Annotated in this window: 22 protein-coding genes; 8 read left to right on the forward strand and 14 right to left on the reverse strand. The window is 69.9% G+C overall.

The features are described 5' to 3' along the window. Nucleotides 1-140 precede the first annotated feature (140 nt). A complete protein-coding gene (locus tag ACLJQZ_RS02700) occupies nt 141-1,799 on the forward strand; it encodes an AMP-binding protein (protein ID WP_410618368.1) in 1,659 nt (552 codons plus the stop codon). Between the two features lie 62 nt (nt 1,800-1,861). On the opposite strand, the gene ACLJQZ_RS02705 is transcribed toward ACLJQZ_RS02700, so the two are convergent. Beyond that, entirely contained in the window at nt 1,862-2,830 is a 969-nt protein-coding gene (locus ACLJQZ_RS02705) for a R2-like ligand-binding oxidase (protein ID WP_247058467.1), read from the reverse strand. A 22-nt stretch (nt 2,831-2,852) separates the two neighbouring features. Continuing rightward, the gene (locus ACLJQZ_RS02710) at nt 2,853-3,437 is read right to left on the reverse strand and encodes a TetR/AcrR family transcriptional regulator (protein WP_410618369.1); all 585 of its coding nucleotides are present in this window, start codon (nt 3,435-3,437) and stop codon (nt 2,853-2,855) included. Nucleotides 3,438-3,531: 94 nt separating this feature from the next. On the opposite strand from ACLJQZ_RS02710, the gene ACLJQZ_RS02715 reads away from it, so the two are divergent. After that, nucleotides 3,532-4,155 carry an HAD family hydrolase gene (locus ACLJQZ_RS02715; RefSeq protein ID WP_410618370.1) on the forward strand — a complete coding sequence of 208 codons (624 nt, stop codon included), beginning with the start codon at nt 3,532-3,534 and terminating at the stop codon, nt 4,153-4,155. 3 nt (nt 4,156-4,158) lie between these two features. On the opposite strand, the gene ACLJQZ_RS02720 is transcribed toward ACLJQZ_RS02715, so the two are convergent. Continuing rightward, nucleotides 4,159-4,395 (reverse strand): hypothetical protein, encoded by a 237-nt coding sequence (locus ACLJQZ_RS02720; protein WP_410618371.1) that lies wholly within the window; start codon nt 4,393-4,395, stop codon nt 4,159-4,161. Nucleotides 4,396-4,629: 234 nt separating this feature from the next. Between ACLJQZ_RS02720 and ACLJQZ_RS02725 the strand changes: the two genes are divergently transcribed. After that, nucleotides 4,630-5,019 (forward strand): cold-shock protein, encoded by a 390-nt coding sequence (locus ACLJQZ_RS02725; RefSeq protein ID WP_326951683.1) that lies wholly within the window; start codon nt 4,630-4,632, stop codon nt 5,017-5,019. A gap of 7 nt (nt 5,020-5,026) precedes the next feature. Here ACLJQZ_RS02725 and ACLJQZ_RS02730 read toward each other — a convergent pair whose 3' ends face one another. From ACLJQZ_RS02730 to ACLJQZ_RS02740, 3 genes are read right to left on the reverse strand one after another with little or no spacing between them, the layout of a single operon-like run. Next, nucleotides 5,027-5,512 carry a DUF2771 family protein gene (locus tag ACLJQZ_RS02730; protein ID WP_410618372.1) on the reverse strand — a complete coding sequence of 162 codons (486 nt, stop codon included), beginning with the start codon at nt 5,510-5,512 and terminating at the stop codon, nt 5,027-5,029. A 10-nt stretch (nt 5,513-5,522) separates the two neighbouring features. Beyond that, on the reverse strand, nt 5,523-7,544 hold the full coding sequence (locus ACLJQZ_RS02735) for an MFS transporter (protein ID WP_410618373.1): 2,022 nt from the start codon (nt 7,542-7,544) through the stop codon (nt 5,523-5,525). A gap of 38 nt (nt 7,545-7,582) precedes the next feature. Continuing rightward, nucleotides 7,583-8,353: a glutaminyl-peptide cyclotransferase gene (locus tag ACLJQZ_RS02740; protein WP_410618374.1), complete on the reverse strand. Its 771-nt coding sequence runs from the start codon at nt 8,351-8,353 to the stop codon at nt 7,583-7,585. Between the two features lie 51 nt (nt 8,354-8,404). Here ACLJQZ_RS02740 and ACLJQZ_RS02745 point away from each other — a divergent pair, with 51 nt between their 5' ends. Together ACLJQZ_RS02745 and ACLJQZ_RS02750 are read left to right on the forward strand one after the other, a co-directional pair. Continuing rightward, nucleotides 8,405-10,318 carry a DUF3027 domain-containing protein gene (locus ACLJQZ_RS02745; RefSeq protein ID WP_410618375.1) on the forward strand — a complete coding sequence of 638 codons (1,914 nt, stop codon included), beginning with the start codon at nt 8,405-8,407 and terminating at the stop codon, nt 10,316-10,318. Then, complete coding sequence (locus ACLJQZ_RS02750) at nt 10,315-13,134, forward strand: sacsin N-terminal ATP-binding-like domain-containing protein (RefSeq protein ID WP_410618376.1); 2,820 nt, start codon at nt 10,315-10,317, stop codon at nt 13,132-13,134. The genes ACLJQZ_RS02745 and ACLJQZ_RS02750 overlap by 4 nt, the downstream gene beginning before the upstream one ends. A 12-nt stretch (nt 13,135-13,146) precedes the next feature. On the opposite strand, the gene ACLJQZ_RS02755 is transcribed toward ACLJQZ_RS02750, so the two are convergent. Beyond that, on the reverse strand, nt 13,147-13,374 hold the full coding sequence (locus ACLJQZ_RS02755) for a DUF2530 domain-containing protein (protein ID WP_328459180.1): 228 nt from the start codon (nt 13,372-13,374) through the stop codon (nt 13,147-13,149). A gap of 82 nt (nt 13,375-13,456) precedes the next feature. On the opposite strand from ACLJQZ_RS02755, the gene ACLJQZ_RS02760 reads away from it, so the two are divergent. After that, entirely contained in the window at nt 13,457-14,926 is a 1,470-nt protein-coding gene (locus tag ACLJQZ_RS02760; RefSeq protein ID WP_410618586.1) for an NCS2 family permease, read from the forward strand. Here the strand turns inward: ACLJQZ_RS02760 and ACLJQZ_RS02765 are convergent, their stop codons facing one another. Continuing rightward, nucleotides 14,927-15,496, reverse strand: a complete 570-nt coding sequence (locus ACLJQZ_RS02765; RefSeq protein ID WP_410618377.1) for a hypothetical protein — start codon at nt 15,494-15,496, stop codon at nt 14,927-14,929. 106 nt (nt 15,497-15,602) lie between these two features. Between ACLJQZ_RS02765 and ACLJQZ_RS02770 the strand changes: the two genes are divergently transcribed. Continuing rightward, the gene (locus ACLJQZ_RS02770; RefSeq protein WP_247058446.1) at nt 15,603-16,034 is read left to right on the forward strand and encodes a MarR family winged helix-turn-helix transcriptional regulator; all 432 of its coding nucleotides are present in this window, start codon (nt 15,603-15,605) and stop codon (nt 16,032-16,034) included. A gap of 122 nt (nt 16,035-16,156) precedes the next feature. Next, nucleotides 16,157-17,413 carry an MFS transporter gene (locus ACLJQZ_RS02775; RefSeq protein ID WP_247063719.1) on the forward strand — a complete coding sequence of 419 codons (1,257 nt, stop codon included), beginning with the start codon at nt 16,157-16,159 and terminating at the stop codon, nt 17,411-17,413. Nucleotides 17,414-17,583: 170 nt separating this feature from the next. On the opposite strand, the gene ACLJQZ_RS02780 is transcribed toward ACLJQZ_RS02775, so the two are convergent. The 6 genes from ACLJQZ_RS02780 to ACLJQZ_RS02805 all read right to left on the reverse strand — a co-directional run bounded on the left by ACLJQZ_RS02780 (nt 17,584) and on the right by ACLJQZ_RS02805 (nt 22,949). Continuing rightward, nucleotides 17,584-17,997 carry a hypothetical protein gene (locus ACLJQZ_RS02780; protein ID WP_410618378.1) on the reverse strand — a complete coding sequence of 138 codons (414 nt, stop codon included), beginning with the start codon at nt 17,995-17,997 and terminating at the stop codon, nt 17,584-17,586. 320 nt (nt 17,998-18,317) lie between these two features. After that, nucleotides 18,318-19,121 (reverse strand): arylamine N-acetyltransferase family protein, encoded by an 804-nt coding sequence (locus tag ACLJQZ_RS02785; protein WP_410618379.1) that lies wholly within the window; start codon nt 19,119-19,121, stop codon nt 18,318-18,320. A gap of 102 nt (nt 19,122-19,223) precedes the next feature. Beyond that, the gene (locus tag ACLJQZ_RS02790; protein WP_410618381.1) at nt 19,224-19,847 is read right to left on the reverse strand and encodes a superoxide dismutase; all 624 of its coding nucleotides are present in this window, start codon (nt 19,845-19,847) and stop codon (nt 19,224-19,226) included. Nucleotides 19,848-20,099: 252 nt separating this feature from the next. Then, nucleotides 20,100-20,768, reverse strand: a complete 669-nt coding sequence (locus ACLJQZ_RS02795; RefSeq protein ID WP_410618382.1) for a heme oxygenase (biliverdin-producing) — start codon at nt 20,766-20,768, stop codon at nt 20,100-20,102. A gap of 72 nt (nt 20,769-20,840) precedes the next feature. After that, the gene (locus tag ACLJQZ_RS02800; RefSeq protein WP_410618383.1) at nt 20,841-21,440 is read right to left on the reverse strand and encodes a TetR/AcrR family transcriptional regulator; all 600 of its coding nucleotides are present in this window, start codon (nt 21,438-21,440) and stop codon (nt 20,841-20,843) included. A 9-nt stretch (nt 21,441-21,449) separates the two neighbouring features. After that, nucleotides 21,450-22,949, reverse strand: a complete 1,500-nt coding sequence (locus ACLJQZ_RS02805) for a glutamate-cysteine ligase family protein (RefSeq protein WP_247058435.1) — start codon at nt 22,947-22,949, stop codon at nt 21,450-21,452. Nucleotides 22,950-23,097: the final 148 nt, after the last annotated feature.

A 23,097-nucleotide genomic window follows, 5' to 3' on the forward strand; every position in this document is an offset into this window, starting at 1 on the left:
TCGCGAGTACGCGTGATCGGACTACCGGAAACCCGTGCCTGCCGGCGCGCCGGAGTTGGGTCGGCTCCGGCTCTGAGCTGGCTGTTTCGGGCTCCGGTTCCTAAACTCGGCCGTAGTCATCGCCGACTTCAGGAGGCACCATGCCTGACGCGCCCGCCCTGCCGAGCTACACCTCGGGGATCTCCGACACCCCGCTCCTGGGTGACACGATCGGCGACAACTTCGACCGCACCGTGGCCGCGTTCCCGGACCAGGACGCGCTCGTCGACCGGTACGCCGGCCGCCGGTGGACTTACCGGGATCTCGCGGCCGAGGTGAACGCCGTCGCGCTCGGGTTGCTCTCGCGGGGGATCGACAAGGGTGATCGGGTGGGGATCTGGTCGCCGAACCGGTGGGAGTGGACCTGCGTCCAGTACGCCACCGCGAAGATCGGCGCGATCCTGGTCAACATCAACCCGGCCTACCGGTCGCACGAGCTGGAGTTCGTGCTCAACCAGTCCGGGGTGAAGCTGCTGGTCGCGTCGGACGCCTTCAAGACGTCGGACTACCCGGCCATGGTCGAGGAGGTCCGGGAGAAATGCGCCGCGTTGGAGCACGTCGTGATCCTGGGTGGCGAGAGCTGGCAGGCCCTGATCGACGCCGGTTGGCAGGGCGACCCCGCGGTACTGGCCGAGAAGCAAGCGGCGCTGTCCCCGGACGACCCGATCAACATCCAGTACACGTCGGGGACGACGGGCTTCCCGAAAGGCGCCACGCTGTCCCACCACAACATCCTGAACAACGGGTTCTTCGTCGGCGAGTTGTGTGACTACGATCACAGTGATCGTATTTGCATATGTGTTCCCTTCTACCACTGCTTCGGCATGGTGATGGGCAACCTGGCCTGCACCAGCCACGGCGCGTGCATGGTCATCCCGGCGCCGGCGTTCGACCCGAAGGCGACGCTCGAAGCCGTCGCCGCCGAGCAGTGCACGTCGCTCTACGGCGTGCCGACGATGTTCATCGCCGAGCTGAACCACCCGGACTTCGCGAGCTTCGACCTCTCGTCGCTGCGCACTGGGATCATGGCGGGCTCGCCGTGTCCGGTCGAGGTGATGAAGCAGGTCATCGACCGGATGGGGATGGCCGAGGTGTCCATTTGCTACGGCATGACGGAGACGTCCCCGGTGTCGACGCAGACGCGTTCGGACGACTCGGTCGAGCGCCGCGTCTCGACGGTCGGGCGGGTCGGGCCGCACCTGGAGAGCAAGGTCGTCGACCCGGAGACCGGGCTGACGGTGCCGCGCGGCGTGCCGGGTGAGCTGTGCACGCGCGGGTATTCGGTGATGCTCGGGTACTGGGAGCAGCCGGACAAGACGGCCGAGGCGATCGACGCGGCCCGCTGGATGCACACCGGCGACCTGGCGGTCATGGACGACGACGGCTACGTCAACATCACCGGCCGCATCAAGGACATGGTGATCCGCGGCGGCGAGAACCTGTACCCGCGCGAGATCGAGGAGTTCCTCTACACGCACCCGGACATCCTCGACGCGCAGGTCATCGGCGTCCCGGACGAGAAGTACGGCGAAGAGCTGATGGCGTGGGTCCAGATGCGCGAAGGCGCTTCGCCGTTGACCTCGGAAAAGGTGCGTGAGTTCTGCGAAGGCAAGCTCGCGCGCTACAAGATCCCGCGGTACGTGCACATCGTCGAGGAGTTCCCGATGACGGTGACGGGCAAGGTCCGCAAGGTCGAGATGCGCGAGAAGTCGATCACGTTGCTGGGCTTGGAGTCCGCGGCGGCGGCCAAGCACGCCTGAAAGCCGTGAGGGGCACCCTCAGGGACAGATAAGCCCTGAAGGTGCCCCTCACGGCACGCGCGTCAGGAAACGGCGGCCGCCGCCTCGGCGATCGCCTTCTCGTCTTCTTCGCCGAACGTGTCCTCCAGCTGCTCCGGCGAGTAGTCCAGGTCGATCTGCTCCACCGGCATCCCGCGCGCCGACTCGATCGCGCCCAGCCGTCGCTGCGCTCGGTCGGCCGCGTACTGGATGATCTCCTCCGGGTCGTTGTCGAACGGCACTTCTTCGAACTGGTCCTGCACCCACTGGATCATGTCGAGCGCGTGGGGGAGCAGTTCGCCCATCCGCTGCTGCACCGCGTCCCACAGCGAGTCGTCCGCGGCGACGTGGCGGCGGCAGGTGAACGTGCCCCACGCCATGTGCCGGCGCTCGTCGTCGCCGATGCGGCGGACCAGTTCCTGCATGCCCGGCAGGATGTTCTGCTGGGTGCAGATCAGCTGCCACGAGTAGTACCCCGTCAGCGCGAGGCTGCCCTCGATGACGTGGTTGTACGTCACGCTCGCCCGGATCTGGTTGAGCGGGCTGGGATCGTCCTCGAGCGCTCGCAACGACTGCGGCAGCTCTTCGTAGAACAGCTTGCGGTAGTGCGGGTTTTCGGCGACGTACGGGTGCAGGTCCTCGGTCAGCCCGACGGCGTCCATCCAGCGCCGGAACACTTCCGTGTGCTTGGCTTCCTCGAAGCAGAACTGCGTCAGGTACATCTCGTCGCCGAACCGGCCGGTCGCCGACATCGCCCGCATGAACGGCTGGATGTCCTCGGTGACGGCTTCCTCACCCGCGATGAACTGCGCGACCAGGTACGTCGTGCTTCGTTGCTGCTCGGGGTTGAGCGTGTCCCAGCCTTCGCGCTCGCGGCTGAAGTCGAGGTCCGCCGGGTTCCAGAACTTCTTGTTGCCCTTGACGAACAGCCGCAGCGGGAACGAGTCCCAGTTCAGGCCGCCCTTGCGCAGCGAGGAGAAGCCGGTCCGCAACTCCGGGAGCGTGTCGGTCATCGTGTCACTCCATTGTGGACGATCAGGGGGCGAAATGCCGGATGGCGGGTTCCATGACGGCGGTGACGGCGTCGGCCGCCTCCGTCGCCGTGTGCGTCGGGAGCACGAGGTGCGACAGCGAAAGCCGCACGACGGTCTCCGCGAGCAGGGCGGCGGACTCGGCCGACAGCCCCGGCTCCAGTTCGAGGTAGTGCTCGGCCGCCAGTTCGGCGGCCGCGGTCAGGATCGGCTCGCCCTTGGTGGTCAGCAGCGGCAGCAGGTCTTCGCCGGCTTCGGTCCCGAGCGCCGCCGCGACCAGGCGGTTCTCCCGTGCGTGCTCGATCGTGTAGACGACGCCGCGGTGGATGCCGGCCAGCAGGCCGTCCGCCGTCTCGAACCGCTGCCGGATCCCGTCGAGGAACTCCGCCGCGGTGCGCAGCGCCACCGCCTGGGCCAGCGCCGCCTTGTTGCCGAACTCGTTGTAGACGGTCTGCCTGCTCACCCCGGCCCGGGCCGCGACGTCGGCCATCCGCAGCGCCGCGTAGCCCCGGTCCGGCAGCAGGTCCCCGGCCGCGTCGAGCAGCGCTTCGCGGAGGGACGCCTTGGTCCGGTCGGTGAAGCTGGTCACACCTTCACCTTGACACAGATCGTTCCACTGTCAAGACGCTGTACATGATCAGTCATTGTGTAAATTTGTCGGTGGTGGCAGTTACCGTGCGGGTGTGGGTATCACGGTGGGCTTCGACCTCGACATGACACTGATCGACGCGCGGCCGGGCATGGAGGCGGCGATGAACAAGCTCGGCGTCGAGGCCGGCCTGCCGCTGGACGGCGCGGCGTTCGCGGCCAACCTCGGCCCGCCGCTCGACGACGCCCTGCGCGGCTTCGAGGCGCCCGAGGAACGCATCCCGGGCCTGATCGACCGGTTCCGCGCGCTGTACCCGGACATGGTCGTGCCGAGCACGGTCGCGCTGCCGGGCGCGGCCGAGTCGCTGCGCGCGGTCCGGGCCGCGGGCGGGCGCACGCTCGTCGTCACCGGCAAGTACGCGCCCAACGCGCAGCTGCACGTGGACGCGCTCGGCCTGGACGTCGACGAGGTCGTCGGCGAGCTGTGGTCGACGCGGAAGGCCGAGGCGCTGCTGACGCACGACGCGCGCGTGTATGTCGGAGATCACGCCGGCGACGTCCGGGGCGCGCTCGCCGCCGGGGCGATCCCGGTCGGCGTCACGACGGGTCCGTGCGACCGCGCCCTGCTGCTGCGCGAGGGTGCCGAAGTGGTGTTCGACTCGCTGACGGAGTTCCCCGAGTGGTTCGAACGGACCTTCGCCGGGAGCGTGGTGCCCTGACGCCTATTTCTTGGCGCGCGCCTCGCGGACCAGCGCGATCAAGCCCAGCAGCAGGCCCAGCGGCGTGATGATCCCGGCGGCGGCCGACAGCCACACCGGCAGGTTCTCCAGGCCGGCGGCGAACATGATGAACACCGCCAGCACGGCGAGCATGCCGAGGCCGAAGAGGCCGATGCCGATCCGCATGAGGAACGGTTTACCGGGGGCGGACACGGCGGCCTCCTTTGTCGCGGTCGTCATGGAGCAAAGGGTATCCGCCGTTGCCAATCCGACCGAAAGTAGGCGGATCCGGTCCGCAGCCGATCTGCATGAGGCGCCGGTTTACGCCGTGGCTGCCGTCGGATTGGTAACCAATGGCACAGTATCGACTTCTCCCCAGGGCAGGTGGCGAGATACCCTTTCAGGAGCGCGCCCTGGGTACGCCCACCGGGCGCGTTCGTCGTGAGCGGGACAGCAGAAGGATTGGTGAGGGAAGTGCCGACCGGCAAGGTCAAGTGGTACGACGTGGAGAAGGGCTTCGGTTTCGTCACGCAGGACGACGGTGGCGCCGACGTCTACATCCGCAAGGCCGCGCTGCCGCAGGGCATCGAGGGGCTCAAGGCCGGACAGCGGCTCGAGTTCGGCGTCGCCGACGGCCGTCGCGGGCCGCAGGCGCTCTCCGTCCGGCTGCTCGACCCGCCGCCGTCCGTCGCCGAGGCCCGTCGCCGCCCGGCCGAGGAGCTGCACGGCCTGATCGAGGACATGATCAAGCTGATCGAGCTGAAGGTGCAGCCGGACCTGCGGCGCAACCGCTACCCGGACAAGAAGAACACCAAGCAGATCGGCGAGATCATGCGCGCCGTCGCCCGGGACCTGGATCCCTGAGCCGGCATCAGGCCTGCGGCTGGTCGAGCCGCAGGCCCCAGACGTCGCTGGGCAGCAGGCCCGACTCGCCGGTGTCCGCGCGCAGCACGGCCGTGTACCGCTGGACGTCGACCGCCGAGATGCGGTCGGCGGGCGTCGGCGGCGTCACCGTGTACGCATAGCGGTCCAGTGAGGTGAACGGAATCGGGTCGCTCTGCTTGAACTCGCCCTGCGGGGTCACGTACTCGTAGACGATCTGCCACGGCGCGTCCGCGACCTCGCCGGGCACCGAGACCTGCACCGGCTTGCCCGGCCGGATGCGGAGCGTCTGCGTCGGGCCCTTGGCGCTGCACGGCTGCGCGAGCTGCTGCGAGTAGTCGCACGTCAGCACCGCCGTGGTGTTGATGGTGTGGCCGTCGGCGTAGAAGGTGACCTCGGCCGGGCCGGGCGCCGAGCAGCCGGCCACCGCGAACCCACCGGCCGCAAGCAGGGCCACCACCCGGGAACGTCGCATGCGCCGGAGCCTACCGGCGGGCCCTCGGGTCCCCGGGCAGGCCCTGGGCCGGGAAGCTGCCGGTCGGCTCGGGGCGCAGCGGGCGGTCGCCGCCCAGGCCCGGCACGAGCGAACCGCCGCGGCGCACCAGGTAGGTCTGGGTCAGGCCGACGGCCAGGACGACCGTGATCACCAGGAAGCCGATCCAGTACGTCGGCGGCAGCAGCAGGCCGGCGCCGCCACCGAGGCACCACGCCAGCTGCAGCACGGTCTCCGACCGGCCGAACGCCGACGCGCGCGACTCCTCGGGCAGGTCCTCCTGGATCACGGCGTCGAGGCTGATCTTCGCCAGCGCGCTGGCCGTCGCGCCGACCAGGCCGACGATCGCCGCCGTCGCCAGGCCGGGCAGCACGGTCGCCACCAGCGCGGCCAGCACACAGCTCGCCACGCACGCGACGATCACCTGATCCGGCGAGCCGAAGCTCAGCCGCGAGCCCAGCGCGTTGCCGAGGAACCCGCCGGCCCCGGCCGCGACGCCGATCACGCCCAGCAGCAGCAGCTGCATGAACGGGGTGTGCCCGGTGCCCTCGGTCTGGGCCTTCACCGCGAACGCGGCGAACATCATCAGGAAGCCGGTGAGCACGCGCACCGAGCCGTTGCCCCACAGCGCGACGACGATGTGGCGGCCCAGCGGCTGACGTCGTTTCTTCTCGGTCGGGTGCGCCGAAAGCGACGTCGGGACCTCGCCCTCGGTCGCCTCGACCCAGGCCGGGATCCGCATCGACTGCACGGCCGCGGCGACGCAGATCAGCGCGGTGAACCACAGCGCGCCCGCCGACCCGGTGATGGCGTTGATACCGCTGGCCAGCGCGCCGAACGTGCCCGCGGCGATCAGGCCGAACGTGGTCAGCCGGGCGTTCGTCTTGGACAGCGTGATCTCGGACGGCAGCACCCGGGGCGTCACGGCGGCCTTGAGCACGGTGAACGACTTCGAGAGCACCATCATCCCGAGCGCGGCCGGGTAGAGCAGCCAGTCGTCGAAGTGCAGCGCCATCACGACGGCCATCAGGCCCTGGCCGACCGACGACGCGCACATCGCCAGCCGGCGGCCGCGCTGCACCTTGTCGAGCGCGGGCCCGATCACTGGCGCGACCAGCGCGAACGGCGCGATCGTGATGAGCAGGTAGAGCGCCACCTTGCCCTTGCTCTCGCCGCTGGTCGCGGCGAAGAACAGGGTGTTGGCCAGCGCGATCGCCATCGCCGCGTCGCTGGCGTAGTTCAGCATCACGGCGTAGGTCAGCGAGGTGAGGCCGGATTTTTCGGCGCCGTCGGCCTTCGTCGCGCGCTGGAAGGCGCCGACGGCCTGGCCGGTCAGCTGCCGCCCGCGCATCGCCGCCACGCGCGTGACGGTGATCTTCTTCGGCAGCTTGGGCGTGCCGCCGGGAGTGCGCGGCTCTTCCCGGGGTGCCGGTTCGGGCTCGGGCGGGCGCGGCTCACCCGCGTAGCCGCCGGTGTCGTAGTGCTCGTACTCACCGCTGCCGGGGTGGTGTTCGCCCTGGTAGAAGCTGCCCGGCGGGGCCGGCTCGCGGCGGACCCGCTCGGTGCGGTTCGGGTCGGTGCGGTTCGGCTCGTGAGCCGGGTACGGCCGGGCGCCACGCGGCGGCGGCGGCGGCCGGTGCCCCGTCGGCGCGGCGGCGGTCGGGGCCTCGTTCGCGTCCGGGACGCGGGGTGCCTGGTCGTAGTACCCGCCCGGCGGCTCGCGCCGGGGCGGCGCCTGACGAGGTGCCTCTTGCCGAGGCGACTGAGGTCGTTCCGCGTACTGGGGTTCGACGCGGGTCGGGTTCGCCGGCGGTGCCGCGGGGCGGTCGACCCGGGTGGGGTTGGCGGGCGGGGCGGCCGGGCGATCTACGCGCGTCGGCGCGGCCTCCCGCCAGGAGCGGGCCTGGGCCGCGCCCGGTTCCGGCGTCCAGCGTCGCTTGCTCTTCCGGCCGCGCTGATCCGACCGGCCGGTGCGTGCGCCGTCGGAGCCGGAGCGGGAGCCGAAGAGTGCCACACCTCAATCCTGCCTTACCCGAGGCCGGTCCCGCCTGCTCATCCGTGCTTTGGCGGGACGAACCTCACCCGGAACGTCACCGGCCACTGCTTGCCGGCCAGCAGGAACTCGTCGGTCCCCGGGACGGCGGCGATCCCGTTGAGCACGGCTTCCGGGTCGGTCACCCTCGCCTGTGCACGCAGCTGACCTGCGTCGATCGTCGCGGTGACGTGCCCGGTGGCGGCGTCGATCCGCAGGATGGTGTCGGTGTGCCAAACGTTTGCGTAGACGTCGTCGCCGACGCACTCGAGTTCGTTGAGCTGGTCGCGGCCGACGTCGACACTGCCGGTCACGGCGAAGGTCCGCGGGTCGCGGAAGGTCAGCCACGACGAGCCGTTGCTCATCACCAGCCGGCCGTTGTCCTGGTGACACAGCCCCCAGCCCTCGCCCTGGAACGGCACCCGCCGCAGCTCGGCGAGCGTCTTCGTGTCGCGTTCGATCGCGAAGCCGTCCTGCCAGGTGAGCTGCCAGAGCGTCGGGCCGACGATCGTGACGCCCTCGCCGAACAGGGGCGACGGCAGCGTGGCCCGTTGGCCGGGTGGACCGCCGGCCGGTCCGGCGGTCAGCTGCGACTGGCCGGCGAGGCCGGTGCTTTCGTAGAGCGTGCCGCCCGCGAACTCGAGGCCTTCGGTGAAAGCGGCGGGGTCGTGCGGCAGCGTCGAGACGACCTGGACCGTGAGTTGTTCCGGGCCGGACGGCGTGGCGGGAGTGCCCGCGCAGCCGCCGAGCGCGGCGGCCAGCAGCAGCGTGGTGAGGATCGGCGTGCGCACGTAGAACAGCCTGGCACGGGCGCCGCGGGTGCGTGCGGCACAATTGGCCGCATGACTCTGCTGCTGACCCTGGACGACGGCTCCGTGCAGCGCAAACTCGCCGATGCGGTGGAGTTCGCGCGTGTCGCGGTGCTGGCGGAAGCGCCCGAGGAGCAGATCGGTGCCCACGTCGGCGCCGGCCGGGAGGACGCGGTCTCGGCGAGTCACCTGTTCGAGGCGCAAGTACCCGGCTACCGCGGCTGGCGCTGGTGCGTGACGATCGCCTTGGCGGGCGACGACGAGCCGGTGACGGTCAGCGAGGTCGTCCTGGTGCCCGGCCCCGAGGCGCGCATCGCGCCGGCGTGGGTGCCGTGGGAGCGCCGCGTCCGCGCGGGTGACCTCGGCGTCGGCGACATCTTCCCGACGGACGAGAACGACCCCCGCCTCGCGCCGGCGTACCTCCAGTCGGACGACCCGGCGGTGGAGGAGGTGGCCCGCGAGACGGGCTTGGGCCGCATCCACGTCCTGTCCCGCTTCGGCCGCGAAGACGCGGCGACCCGCTGGCACGACGGCGAGTTCGGCCCCCGCTCGGACATGGCCCGGTCGGCGCCGGGAGTGTGCGGAACGTGCGGTTTCTTCGTCCCGCTGGCGGGTTCGCTGCGCGGCGGCTTCGGAGCATGCACGAACGACATAGCCCCGGCGGACGGCCACGTGGTCGACGTCGAGTACGGCTGTGGAGCGCACTCTGAGGTCGAGGTCGAGGTGACATCGTCGATCCCGGTAGCGGAACTGGTGTACGACGACTCGCTGCTGGAGTTCGACACGCCGGCTGCTGCCGGGTCCTCGGAAGCGCCGGTCGCTCCGGTGGTTTCGGCGCCCGCGGACCGGGCCGAGGGAACGGTCGCGGACCCGACGGTGGCCGAGGTCGAGGCGGTCGCGGTGGTCGAGGCCACGGAGGTGGTCGAGTCCCCGGCGGCGGAGCCCGAGACCGCGGTGACGGAGGCTGACCTGTCACCGGCGGAGGTGGAGCTGGAGGTAGCGGAGGCCGAGGCCGCAGCGGCGGCGGCGACACAGCCGGTGACGGCGGAAGCCGAGCCGGTTGTGGTTGAGCCGGTCGCGGCGGAGGCCGAATCGGTTGAGCCGGTGACCGCAGGGACCGAGTCGGCTGCAGCTGAGCCGGTGGTCGCGGAAGCCGTGCCGGAGGCTGAGGTTTCGGAGCCGATCCAGGCCGAAGCGACTGCCGAGCCGCAGTCGGTTGTGCCTGAGGCTGAGGCGCCTGAGGCTGAGGCGCCGGAGGCTGCGGTGACCGATGCGGTTGCCGAGACGCAGGTGGCCGAGGCCGAAGGCGTTGCGGTCGACGAGCAGCCGGTCGTGGCGGCCGGGCCCGAGGCGCCGGTGGCCGAGCAGGCTGAGGTTTCGGAGCCGGTCCATGCTGTCGAGCCTCAGGCGGTTGTGCCTGAGGTCGAGCCGGCCGTGGCTGCCGGCTCTGAAGCCGAAGCGGCTTCCGGGCAGGAGCCGGCCCGGGTTGATGTTGCCGAGTTGCCGGACGCCACGCCCGAGGCTCAGGAAACTGCGGTGGGCGAGACCGGTGCGGCTGACGTGCCGGAATCGGCCCAGGCCGATGTGGCTGCCGAGCCGCAGGTGGCCGAGGCCGATGATGCCGCGGTCGCCGAGCTGTCCGTGGTGGTCGGCGAGCCGGTGGCCGCCGAGGCCGAGGTGACCGACACCGCTGTCGGGCCGATGGCGGACGGTTCCGGGGTCGAGCTGCCGGAAGCTGTGCTGACCGACTCGGTTGTCACCGAGACCGCCGAGCCGCAGAAGGCTCAGCCCGCCCAGGCCGAAGTGACCTATGCGGTTGTCGTCGAGCCGACTCAGGCCGAGGGTGCCGAAGCGGGGAGCGCAGGCACCGAGGCAGCAGCTGACGCCACAGAAACCGAAGCCGCGCACCACGACGGCACCGAGACCGATCACCGCAGCGAACGGTGACCGGGCCCGCGGCTGAGCCGTCCGGTGCCGATCCGTTCGGTACCGCGCGGCTTCGGGAGGCGACCCTGCGCGCCTGGCGGGACTCGCCCACCCGGCTTATCGAGGACACCAACGTCGAGCGGGATCTGCGTGTCGGGGCCTATCGGGATCGGCTCTTCGTCGAGCTCGCGCAGAACGCCGCCGATGCCGCGATGGCCGCCGGTACGCCCGGGCGCGTCAAAGTGTCTCTTGTGGACGGTCAGCTTCGGTTCGCCAACACCGGTGCTCCGCTCGACGCCCGGGGCGTGGCCTCGCTCGCGTCGCTGCGGGCGTCCGGCAAGACCGGGGACACCGTCGGGCGGTTCGGGGTCGGCTTTTCCGCCGTCCGGACCGTTTCCGATGAGCCGCAGGTGCTCAGCACCGCCGGTGGGGTCGTCTTCTCCGCCGAACGTACCCGCGAAGCCGCCGGGATCGAGGGTGACGTTCCCGTTCTGCGGCTGCCGTGGCCGGTGGAAGCCGTTGTCCCAGCGGGGTTTGACACCGAAGTCCGGCTGCCGCTGCGCAGCGACGTCGATGGGCAGGCCCTTCTCGACGAGCTGGGCCAGGACATCGGTGACCTTCTGCTCGCCCTGCCGTGGCTGGCCGAAGCCGATGTGGACGGTCGCGTTTGGACTCGCGACGCGGACGACGATCTCGTCGAGATTCGTGGACCCGAAACGAAGACCCGGTGGCTGACCCATCGCGGTGACGTCGTCTGGGCGGTTCCGGTCGACGACCACGGAACTCCGATTCCGCTCGAAGAAGACGTTCTGCACGCACCGACGCCGACCGACGACGGGCTTTCGCTGCCCGCCCGGCTGCTCGCGCCCGTGCCGGTCGAGCCGTCGCGACGGCGGGCGCTGCCCGGGGAAGAACTCAAGCAGGCACTGGAAAAGGCCGCGAAAGAGTACGTCGACCTGGTCCGGCTGCTGCCGCCGGAACACCGGTTCGCGCTCGTGCCCGTGCCCGGTTTTCCGAAGTCCACTGTGGACGCGCAGCTGCGTGACGACGTGCTGGCGCAGCTCGCCACCGAGCCGTGGTTGTCCACTCAGGACGGCCGGGAGGTCTCCGGCCGTCAGGCGCGCGTGATCGACGTCGACGTGCCCGGGCTGGCCGCGTTGCTGACCGACGTCGTGCCCGATCTGCTCGCCGAAGCGCCGCCCGCCAGTGCGCTCAAAGCTGTTTCTGTGCAAGTGATCAGCATCGAAGAGGTGCTGGAAACGCTTACCGGCGCCACGCGGGAGCCGTCCTGGTGGCACGACGTCTACAAAGCACTGAACATCGCCGTCGAATCCCACGCGCTCGCCGCGGCGAGGCTCGACGGTCTGCCCGTGCCGCTCTCCGACGGCCGTACGTTGCCCGGTGCGCGGGGCAGTCTCCTTGTCGACGGTTCGGCCGAGCTCCTCGACCTGCTGTCCGATGTGGACATTCCGGGACTGCGGCTGGTGCACCCCGCGGCGTCGCACCCGTTGCTGGAACGGCTGGGCGCCAAGCACGCCGACGCGCGTGAGCTGCTCAACGCCGACCAGCTGCGCGACGCCGTCGAACACAGTGTCGAAGACGTCCGGTCCGGTTTGGACGGGACGACGCTCGCCGGTGCGGTCCTCCGGCTGATCGCCGACTGCGGGGACGACGCTCCACAGTGGACCAGCGCGCTCGCGTTGCCCGCCACCGACACCTGGCGCCGCGCCGACGAACTCGTGCTCCCGGCGTCGCCGCTCATCGACATCTTCGACGAAGAGGTCTTCGAGGAGGACGGCACGCTCGAAGTCCTCGACGACGACTTCGCCGAAGACTGGCCGGACGGGACGCTGAAAGCCGTCGGCGTGCTCGACTCGTTCGCGCTGGTGACCGACGACGAGCCGCACGAACCCGACCACGACCTGCCGGACGAGGAAGCCTGGTGGGACGCGCGCGCCGAGCCGCCGTCGACGCTCGTCGCGATCCGGGACCTCGACCTCGTCGCCGACGACTCCTGGCCCGCGGCGCTGCGCCTGCTCGCGGCGCGGCCCGAGACGTGGCACGCGCTGCGCACGCCCGGCGGGCACGCCGCCTGGTGGATCGCGCAGTACGCCGTGCTCGGCGGCCTGGCGCCGAACGAGTGGCGGCTGCCGGACGCCGACCTCGCCGGGCTCTACGACGAGATCCCCGACGTGGGCCTGACCGAGGACCTCCTCCGGATCGCCGGAGTGCGCAAGGATCTCACACTGTCCACAGTGGACGAGGCGGCGGACGTCCTGCGCCGGCTCGGCGACCCGGACCGCACGATCTCGGCCGGCCTGGCCACGCGGGCCTACGACGCCGTCGTCGAGTCCGGGTTCGATCCCGGCCCGCCGGACGCCGTCCGGGCCGCGGACGGGTCCGTCGTCGAAGACGCGCTGGTCCTGGACGTGCCGTGGGTCGCCGGGGCGCTCGAACCGGACCAGTACGTCGTCGCGCCCGACGAGCCCGAGCGGCTGGCGGACCTGCTCGACCTGCCGCCGGCGAGCACCACCCCCGCCGAGATCATCACCGAAGGCGAGTACGCGCCGTGGGCCGAGCTGCCCGCGCTCAAGCTCGTCGCCGACCAGCTCGGGATCCGGCTGCCGGAAGGTGGCGTGCTGGTGCACGACCCGCTGACCGTGTCGATCCAGCTCACCGAGCACGACGTCCAGTGGTGGTCCGACGGGCGGCTGCACGCGGCCGACACGTCGGAAGGCCTGGCCCGCGCGTTCGCCTGGGCGACCGAGCGCTGGCCGGACCGGCACCTCATCACGGCGCTGCTCGACGACCCGTCGCCGCGGACGTTGCTGGCGTAAGCGCCGGAGAACTCAGACCCGCTGCGCCGACTTCGAGCCGCGGCGGGCGGCGGCGCGCTGCCACAGGATGATCGCCAGCCCGACGAAGCCGAGCACGAACCCGGCCAGCGCCGTCTGCACCCACAGCCCCGAAGTCGTGAAGAAGAGCACCACCAGCGCGACAGTCCAGATCGCGGTGCCTACGATCACCACCGGCGTCAGGTCGGTCAGCCTCTTGGGCAGTTCCGGCGTGTGCCGCAACGAGCCCGTAACCTCCGGTGGATTGCTCGGATCACTCACGAGGTGCAGGGTACTCCGCAGCAGCGAGAGAATGGGCAGGCGAATGGCGGAGCAGGAGACGACCCGCACCGGGACGTCCACACTGGACCGGTTCTTCAAGATCACCGAGCGGGGGTCGACCGTGCCGCGCGAACTGCGCGGCGGCCTGGTCACGTTCGTCACGATGGCTTACATCGTGGTGCTGAACCCGCTGATCATCGGCAGTTTCGCGCCGGACGACGCGGCCGCGCACAAGGACCTGCTCGGCGGGATCCTGCCGGTGCCGCAGGTCGCCGCCGTCACCGCGCTGGTCGCCGGGGTCATGACGATCCTGATGGGCCTGGTCGCGAACTACCCGTTCGCCATCGCCACCGGCCTGGGCATCAACAGCCTGGTCGCGGTCACCATCGCCCCGCAGATGACCTGGCCCGAAGCGATGGGCCTGGTCGTCATCGAGGGCGTCATCATCGTGGCGCTCGTGCTCACCGGCTTCCGCACCGCGGTGTTCAAGGCGGTGCCGGCGTCGCTGAAGTCCGCGATCGCCGTCGGCATCGGCGTCTTCATCTGCCTGATCGGCCTGGTCGACGCCGGGTTCGTCCGGCGGCTGCCGGACGACGCGCACACCACCGTCCCGGTCGGCCTGGGCATCAACGGCTCGATCGCGTCCTGGCCGACCGCGGTGTTCGTCGTCGGCCTGCTGGTCACCGGCATCCTGGTGGTGCGCAAGGTCAAGGGCGCGATCCTGATCGGCGTGCTGTCCTCGACGGTGCTGGCCATCGTGGTCGAGGCGATCGTCAAGGCCGGGCCGTCGAAGGGTACGAACCCGAAGGGCTGGAACCTCGGCTACCCGGCGCTGCCGGACCAGGTGCTCGGCCTGCCGAACCTCTCGCTCGTCGGCGACGTCTCGTTCGGCGCCTGGACGCGGCTGCCGATCATCACCGTCTGCCTGCTGGTGTTCACGCTGGTGCTGGCCGACTTCTTCGACGCCATGGGCACCATGACCGGCCTGGGCAAGGAAGCCGGGCTGATCACGAAGGACGGCCAGCTGCCCAACGTCGGCAAAGCGCTGTTCGTCGAGGGCCTCGCGGGCGCGGCCGGTGGTTTCGGTTCGGCCAGCTCGAACACGGTGTTCGTCGAATCGGCGGCCGGTATCGCCGAAGGCGCCCGGACGGGCCTGGCGAACGTCGTCACCGGCGTGCTGTTCATCGCCGCGATGTTCCTGACGCCGCTCTACCAGGTCGTGCCGGTCGAAGCGGCCGCGCCGGCGCTGGTCGTGGTCGGCGCGATGCTGATGGCGCAGGTGCGCGACATCGACTTCACCGACTACGCGATCGCGCTGCCGGCGTTCCTGACCATCGTCGTCATGCCGTTCACGTACTCGATCGCGAACGGCATCGGCGCCGGCTTCGTCAGCTACGTCGTGATCCGCGCGGCGACCGGCAAGGCCCGCCAGGTGCACCCGCTGATGTGGGTGATCGCGGTGGCGTTCGTCGCGTACTTCGCGGTCGGCCCGATCCAGGCGGCGTTCAGCTGATCAGCCCGGCGCGCTGACCTTCATCGCGGCGTCCAGGACGCCGCGGTTGCGGTCGAACTCGGCGGGCGGCGCCTCGAAGCGGATCGTGACGAGGCTGTCGCCCGCGCCGAGCCCGACGACGGCGACCCGCTCGGGCGTGCCGTCGCGGAGGTAGGTGTAGTCCCATTCCGCCGCGTCCGGGATGTCACCGGCTTCGGCGGGCGTGACGACCGAGCCGTCGTAGTGGGTCTTCGCGGCGATGGCCTTCAGCCCGCTCAGGGAGTCTTCCTGCGTGATCGGCACCTTGTCGGTCTCCAGCAGGAGGTCGCCGCTGCGGTAGCTCGCGCGGTCCTTGTCACGGGTCACGGCCCAGCCCGACGGGACCGGGATCCGGATCGCCCAGCCGCGGCCGTCCGCCACATCCGGGAACGCGTATTCCGCCACGGACGGCTGGGCGGACGGGCTTGGTGCCGCTGTCGACAGCGGTGGTGCGGCCGCCGGCGCTTCGCCGCCGCCGCTCCAGAACTGCGCTACCACGATGGCCAGGATCGCCGCGCCGACCACGGCCGTGCCCACCAGTTTCTTGTTCATCCGACCCCCAGGTTCCTCCGTCGGGAAGGACGCGCGGCCGTCTTCCGGGTTGCGGGTTGACGGAGATCACCTGAAGGAAGGAAGTTTCGTAAGGTATGCTAACTATATGTCCGGCGACACGCACGAACGCTCCTTGGCGAGCCGTCTGCGTCTCGCGGTGGTCCGGCTCAACCGCCGGCTGCGGGCCCAGCGCGTCGGGGACGATCTGACGTTGACGCAGGTCGCCGCGCTGTCCACCTTGCACAAGTGCGGTGCGCTGACCCCGGGTCAGCTCGCCGCGAAGGAAGGCGTCCAGCCGCCCTCGATGACGAGGGTGATCGCCGCGCTCGAGGAGATGAAGTTCGTCGAGCGGCGGCCGCACCCGACCGACGGCCGGCAGGCCATCGTCGAGTTGTCCGAGAGCGGGCTGGCCTACGTTCAGCGGGCCATCTCCGTCCGGGAGGCGTGGCTGGACCGGCAATTGGCCGATCTCGGTGACGAAGAGCGTGAAGTGCTCTCGAAAGCCGCCGAAATCATCGACAGGATGGCGGGGAACTAACCACGGTGACCACGACGGGTAGCGAAACAGAACGACAGATCGAGACCACTGCTACCCGGGACACGGCATCACCGCCGTCTTCGTCACCGCCGTCCGAATCCGTGCCCCAGCGCCGCGGCAGCATGTTCGCCTCCCTGCGGGTCCGCAACTACCGGCTGTTCTTCACCGGCCAGGTCATCTCGAACATCGGCACCTGGATGCAGCGCATCGCCCAGGACTGGCTGGTGTTCACCCTCAGCGGCAACAACCCGATCGCCCTCGGCATCGCGGTCGCGCTGCAGTTCACGCCGACGCTGTTCCTCTCGCTCTGGGCCGGGGTCCTCGCCGACCGCGTCGACAAACGGCGGCTGCTGACCTGGATCCAGGCCGCGGCGTGTTCCCAGGCCGTCGTGCTGGGCGTGCTCGACCTGACCGGGCTCGTGGCGCTGTGGCAGGTCTACGTCCTGTGCTTCACGCTCGGCATCACGGCGGCGCTCGAAGTGCCGACGCGGCAGTCGTTCGTCGCCGAGATGGTCGGGCGGGACCAGATCGCGAACGCCGTCGCGCTGAACTCGTCGATCTTCAACATGGCCCGGATCGTCGGCCCGGCGATCGCCGGCTTCGCGATCACCTGGATCGGCACCGGCTGGCTGTTCATCGCCAACGCGGCCAGCACGGTCGCGGTCATCACCGGGCTGATCCTGATGAACCCGGACAAGCTGTTCCGCGTCGCGGCCATGCCGCGCGAGAAGGGGCAGCTGGCCGAGGGTCTGCGGTACGTCCGCCGCCGGTCGGACCTGATGACGGTGATGGTGCTGGTGCTGTTCGTCAGCACGTTCGGCATCACGTACTTCAGCTCGCTCCCGATCGTCGCGGCCAACGTCTTCCACACCGCGGCCGACGGTTACGGCCTCCTTTCGACACTGGTCGCGGTCGGCACCTTCACCGGCGCGATCATGTCCGCCCGCCGCGGCACGAAGGGCCGGCCGCGGGTGCGGCTGATGCTGATCTCGGCGTTCTTCCTGGGCGTGTTCGAGCTGATCACGGCGTTCATGCCGAACTACCTGACGTTCGGCCTCGGCCTGATCCCGCTCGGCTTCGCCACGATGACGTTCCTCAACACGGCGAACGCGCTGGTGCAGACCTCGGTCAGCCCGGAGATGCGCGGCCGCGTGATGGGCCTGTACGTGCTGGTCCTGATCGGCGGCAACCCGATCGGCGGCCCGATGGTCGGCTGGATGGCGCAGGCGTTCGGTGGCCGGTCTCCCTTTTACATCGGTGGCGCGGTCTCGGCGCTGGCCGCGGTGGTCTGCGCGATCGTGCTCATCCGGCGGGGCGGGGTCTCCTGGCCGGTGCAGCGGGGATTCGGGCTGCGGGTGCTGAAGCGGACGAAGGTCTAGCGGCCGAGCAGCGGCGGGATCAGCTTCTCGGCGAGTTGGCGCAGCCGGTGGTCGATCTTCGTCTGGGCAGTAGTTGGGGTATACTTGGTGGGCACTCGTCATTAGACGGGCGAAGTGGACCCGGCAGCCTTCCGGACGGTGGGTGGGCCGGGTTTCGCGCATCCAGAGTGCTACACGATCCGCACTTCCCGGACGAAGTCTCGCGCTCTCATCTTCCATTGCCCGCCGCGTTGCCAGCACCAGGCGATCGCGTCCGGAATGGAAAGCAGCGGCTCTTCATGTGCTCGATGGTGGCGATATTCAAGGGTTTCGTGACATCCGTGCTGCCGGGACGAGCGATAGAAGATCCGCCGGTCGAGATCGAGGACCGATTCATCGGTCTCGATGACGAGCATGCGAGTTCCCTCTGACGCCAGGTCCGCGACGAGACCGTCCAGACATGCTTCGCGCTGCTGTCGGCGGGGATACGCGGAACCATCGTAGATCGTGATCACGGGCGCGAGTTCGGCGACGACGTCGAGGATTCGCTTGCGACGACCATCGCTTTCATGGGTGAAGTGCAGGCGCCGCTGGCCGGGCAACACGAGGCCGCTTGGTCTCGTCGACGAATACGTGCGCGGTCATCGAGGCATTGTGCTGCATGGCCATCGACGGTGAGTAAGTGCCCCGACTCGCTGAGTAGTTCCGTCGCTGGGCACGCACCCGACAGAAACCGTCGGTTTCGCACACCGGATCTCACCCGTACGAGTGAGATTCGAGTCTCCCTGGGAGACCTCTTGCCTCGCGAGATGAGGTTAGGCTAACCTCATACACGTCCGCTTCGTGGTGGGAGCGGCAGTCAGTTCGGGAACGGACGGAGCCCCGGCCCTGGGAACCCCAGGCCGGGGCTCCGTTCATGTGCGGGTCACGGCAGTGTCGGGCTGAGCGAAGGGCTCGTCAAGGGGTTCTCACCCGGGAGCGTGGGCAGGCGCTGCAACGCCATCCCGAAGTACACCCGGTAGGCCGCGCGGATCGCGTCGTCGCCGGTCAGGGGGACCTCGTGGCGGACGCCGTCCACCGTCTCGATCAGCTTGGCGCCCGAGAGCGTCACGCGGCCCTGGGACGTCGGGCGGGAGCACGTCAGCGAACGCGTGAAGTGCGACTCCGGGGACGTCGACTGCCACCAGGCCATCGGCACGAAGTCCGCGAGCGGGCGCGGACGGCGTTCCAGGCGGTACTGCGGCTTCCCGTCCATGAGCACGTCCACGTCGCCGTACGGCGCGTCCAGCAGCAGGAAGTCGCCTTCGGGGTCGCTTTGCGCGTCCACTCCGGACAGGCGCAGCGGGTGCCGGGAGAACCGGCCGAAGCCGACGTCGAGCAGCCACGGCTCGTCGAGCTCGACGACGACCGCCGCGTGGTCAAGGGGCGGGCCGAGTGAGCCGTCCGGGCGGAAGACCTGCGCCGCGCGCAGGGAAGCGTCGTAGCCGAGCTCGCGCAGCAGGGCGGCGAACAGGCCGTTGAGCTCGTAGCAGAACCCGCCGCGGCGCCGCTCGACGATCTTGGCGAACAGCGCCTCTTCGGCGAGCTCGATCGGCTCGCCGAGGTGGACGCTCAGGTTTTCGAAGGGGACCGCCGCCAGGTGGCGTTCCTGCAGGGTGCGCAGCGTCGCGAGGTCGGCCGCCGTGGGCCGTGCGACGCCCAGCCGGGCCAGATACGCGTCAACGTCCATGCTCCAAGCCAAACACCTCGACCGCACTCGAGGTCAAGGGAATTCATCCGGAACGGAAACGGGGCCCTCCACTGTGGAGGGCCCCGCTCGCGCACCGCGTGCTCAGCCGAGCAGCAGGCCGTTGCCGCCGGCGACGGCGTTGTCGAAGCGCTTGCTGATCTCGCCCCAGTTGAAGATGTTCCACAGGGCCTCGACGTACTTCGGCTTCACGTTCTTGTAGTCCAGGTAGAACGCGTGCTCCCAGACGTCGACCAGCAGGATCGGCACCGTCGGCAGGATCAGGTTGTTGTGGTGGTCGCGCAGCTGCTGGGTGATCAGCGTCTTGCCGATCGGGTCCCAGGAGAGCGCGCCCCAGCCGTTGCCCTGGATCGTCGTCGACACGGCGGTGAACTGCGCCTTGAACTTGTCGAAGGAGCCGAAGGCCTCGTCGATCGCGGCGGCCAGCTCGCCGGTCGGCTTGTCGCCGCCTTCCGGCGACAGGATCTTCCACCACACGACGTGGTTGGCGTGGCCGGCCAGGTTGAAGGCCAGCGTCGTCTCGAGACCGACGATGCCGCCGAAGTCCCCGGCGTCGCGGGCTTCCGCGATCTTGTCGAGGGTGTCGTTCGCGCCCTTGACGTAGGTCGCGTGGTGCTTGCTGTGGTGCAGCTCGTTGATCTCGCCGGAGATGTGGGGCGCCAGGGCGCTGTAGTCGTAGTCGAGATCGGGGAGCTCGTAGCGGGCCATTGGCCCTCCTTCTGTCTTCGACAAGTTTCCGGTATCGAACCTAGTAGCACACGGCCGCTCGCGGCGAGCGGGGGCGGCTCGTCGTCCCACCCCTTGGGGGTCCGGGTGGCGGAGCCCCCGGCTCGGGGCGAAGCCCCGATTGTTACTGCGTGGGACGACGGTTCGACAGTGGCGTACCCGGGGGCGGACCACCCGAAACCGAGCCTGCAACCTGGACTTAAGTCGAGGTCAAGGTGCTGTGACGACGATCATTCAGGCGGTGCGGAACTCGGTCAGCCGCTGGGCCAGCTCGTCGAACACCGCGACGTTGCACTCGAACGCCACCAGTGTCTCGTCGATCACCCGGGCGCGCTCGGCGTCGGTCCAGGGCGCGTTGTCCAGCTTCGCGCGGTAGCCGTCGCGGAACTTCGGGGCGCCGCCGATGCCCTCGAAGTGGTAGAAGAGCGTGCCCGCGTCGGCGACGTCGTACGTCTTCTCCAGCAGGCGGCGGATGGCCTGGCCGCCCGCGATGTCGCCCAGGTAGCGCGTGTAGTGGTGGGCGACGTAGCCGCCGGCCCACGCGGACGCCTCTTCGACGCGCGCGACGTACGCCCGGGTCGACGCCAGGGGCGTGATCGTCGAGCGCCAGTCCGGGCCGACCAGGTGCGCCAGGTCGCGCTCCAGGCTCGGCAGCCGGCGGAGGGCGTCGAAGACGAACTCGCCGCCGACCGGGTCGCCGGCCATCCGGTCACTGGCCGCCTCGATCGCGCGGTAGATGAAGTAGTACTGGATCGCCAGCTGGGTGTAGCCGTCCTGGGACAGCTCGCCGCCCAGCAGCGCGCGCATGTACGTCGAGTAGTTCGCCTTCTCGTGCACCTGCAGCGTCGAGGCGCGCAGGCTCGCCGAGAACGGACGGGTGTCGAGGTCCGTGGTCACCGACATGGAAGGCCTCCCGGCGATCGATCTGACACACTGTCAGAAAGAGCCTAAGCCATAACCAGCGGTAAGGCTACCCTAAATTTTCGCCGTCCCGACCGCTCGCAGCACGAACCGGACGGCCGCTTCGACGACGTCGTCGCGCTGCTCCGGCGGCCCCTCGACCAGGGCCCGGTTGCCCAGCGCGGCGGTGATCATGGCGATCAGGACGTCCGGGTCCTCGGCCGGCCAGCGCCCCAGGTCGACGCCGCCGGTGAGGATCGCGCGCAGCCGGTCGGTGATCGGGTCGGCGTGCGCGCTGATCCGCCGGTACGCCGCGGGAGCCAGCGCCGACGCGAGCGCCGTGCCCGGCGGCATGTGGTACTCGGCCAGCACCCGCAGCTGGAGCCGGACGAACGTGGCGAGCTGGTCCACCGGGTCGGCCTGGGCCTCGACGGCGTCGGTCAGCCGGGTGACGTACCGGGCGGCCTCGTCCTCGACGAAGGCGACGAGCAGGCTCTCCTTGTCGGGGAAGTGGTTGTACAACGCGCTCCGGCCGACGCCGGCGGCCGCGGCGACACCGGTGAGCGAGATCGCGTCGAAGCCGCGTTCGTACAGCTGGGCGCGCAGGACGTCGAAGACGCGCGCGCGGACTTCACGGCGATGCGCCTCCAGCGACCCACCGAGAATCTTCGGCATCGGCCCAGGCTAATCGGCCACGGGCCACGTGTGCACGGGCTCGCCCGCTTCCGAGAGCTCCAGGTAGCGCCCGAGCATCCGGGTCAGCGCCGCCTCCCGGTCGAGCCCGTGCTCCTGCGCGTGCACGACGAAGTCGCGCTGCCAGGTCGCCCCGGTCCGCCGCGCGAGGCACCGCTGCTCGATGATCCCGAGATAACGCTCGCGGGCCTCGTCGGAGACGTCGGAGGCGCGCAGCCCCTCGTGGGCCAGCGGCAGCAGCACGCGCAGCGCGAGCTCGTCCGGCGGGATCCAGCCGATGCCCGGCCAGTACAGCTGCGCCTCGAAGCCGCGGCGCGCGCCCGCGTACAGGTTCTCCTCCGCCGCCTGGAATGACATCTGGCTCCACACCGGGCGTTCCGCCTCGGCGAGCGCGCGCTGGGCGCCGTAGAAGAACGCCGCGTTCGCCACGGTGTCGACGACCGTCGGGCCGGCGGGCAGGATGCGGTTCTCGATGCGCAGGTGCGGCAGGCCGTCGACGACGTCGTACACCGGGCGGTTCCAGCGCCAGATGGTGCCGTTGTGCATCCGCAGCTCGGTGAGCTTCGGCGCCTGACCGGCGTCGAGCGCCTCGATCGGGTCCTCGGCGTCGGTTTCCGGGAGCAGGCCGGGGAAGTAGCGGACGTTCTCCTCGAACAGGTCGAAGATCGACGTGATCCAGCGCTCGCCGAACCACACCCGCGGCCGGACGCCCTGGTTCTTCAGCTCTTCCGGGCGGGTGTCGGTCGCCTGCAGGAACAGCGGGATGCGCGTCTCCTGCCAGAGCGCCTTGCCCAGCAGGAACGGCGAGTTCGTGGCGAGCGCGATCTGCAGCCCGGCCAGGCACTGCGCGGCGTTCCAGTGGGCGGCGAACTCTTCCGGCGCCACCTGCAAGTGCAGCTGCACGCTCGTGCACGCGGCTTCCGGAAGAATGGATTCCGCATAGCTGCGCAGGCGTTCCGGTTGCTGGCCCGGCAGCGGTGCGCCCTCCATCGCCAGCACGGTCCGTTCGCCGCGCGCCGCGAAGATCTGGTCGTTCAGCGTGACGTACCGGGATTTGTTGGTGAGCCATTTCTGGTCGAAGTGCTCGTGCTTCAACGTCGGCAGGATGCCGATCATGGCCAGCGCCGACCCGTTGTCCCCGGCTTTCGCCGACGCCGTGCTCAGGTACGCGCGGAGGTCGTCTTCCAGCTGGAGCGCGGAATCGCCGGCCAGCGGCCGCGGCGGCACGTTCAGCTCCAGGTTGTGCTGCCCCAGCTCGGTGGTGAACGACGGGTCGTCCAGCGCTTCCAGCACCGCGGTGTTCGTCATCGACGGCCGCAGTTCCCGGTCGACGAGGTTCAGCTCCACCTCGAGGCCGATGTTCTTGCGGGGGAAGGAGAAACTGCCGTCGGTGAGCATCCGGGCCAAGGTGTCGAGACAGCGCTGCACCTTGCGGCGGTACCGTCCTCGATCGAGCGTGTTGAACGGTTGAGCCGCCAGGTCCATCCCCATGACCATCCCTGCTTCGCGTCGGCGTGGAACTAGTACGTGTTTCAGGTTCCCGGCGGATAACCGTTTCACAGCGGTTGAATCCGTGCTAGCGGCCAAACTGGTGCTCTCCGTCACCGGGAGTTAACCGACAGCAAATTGAACCCGTTCG

It is taken from the genome of Amycolatopsis sp. cmx-8-4 (genome assembly GCF_046548675.1).
GTDB lineage: Bacteria > Actinomycetota > Actinomycetes > Mycobacteriales > Pseudonocardiaceae > Amycolatopsis.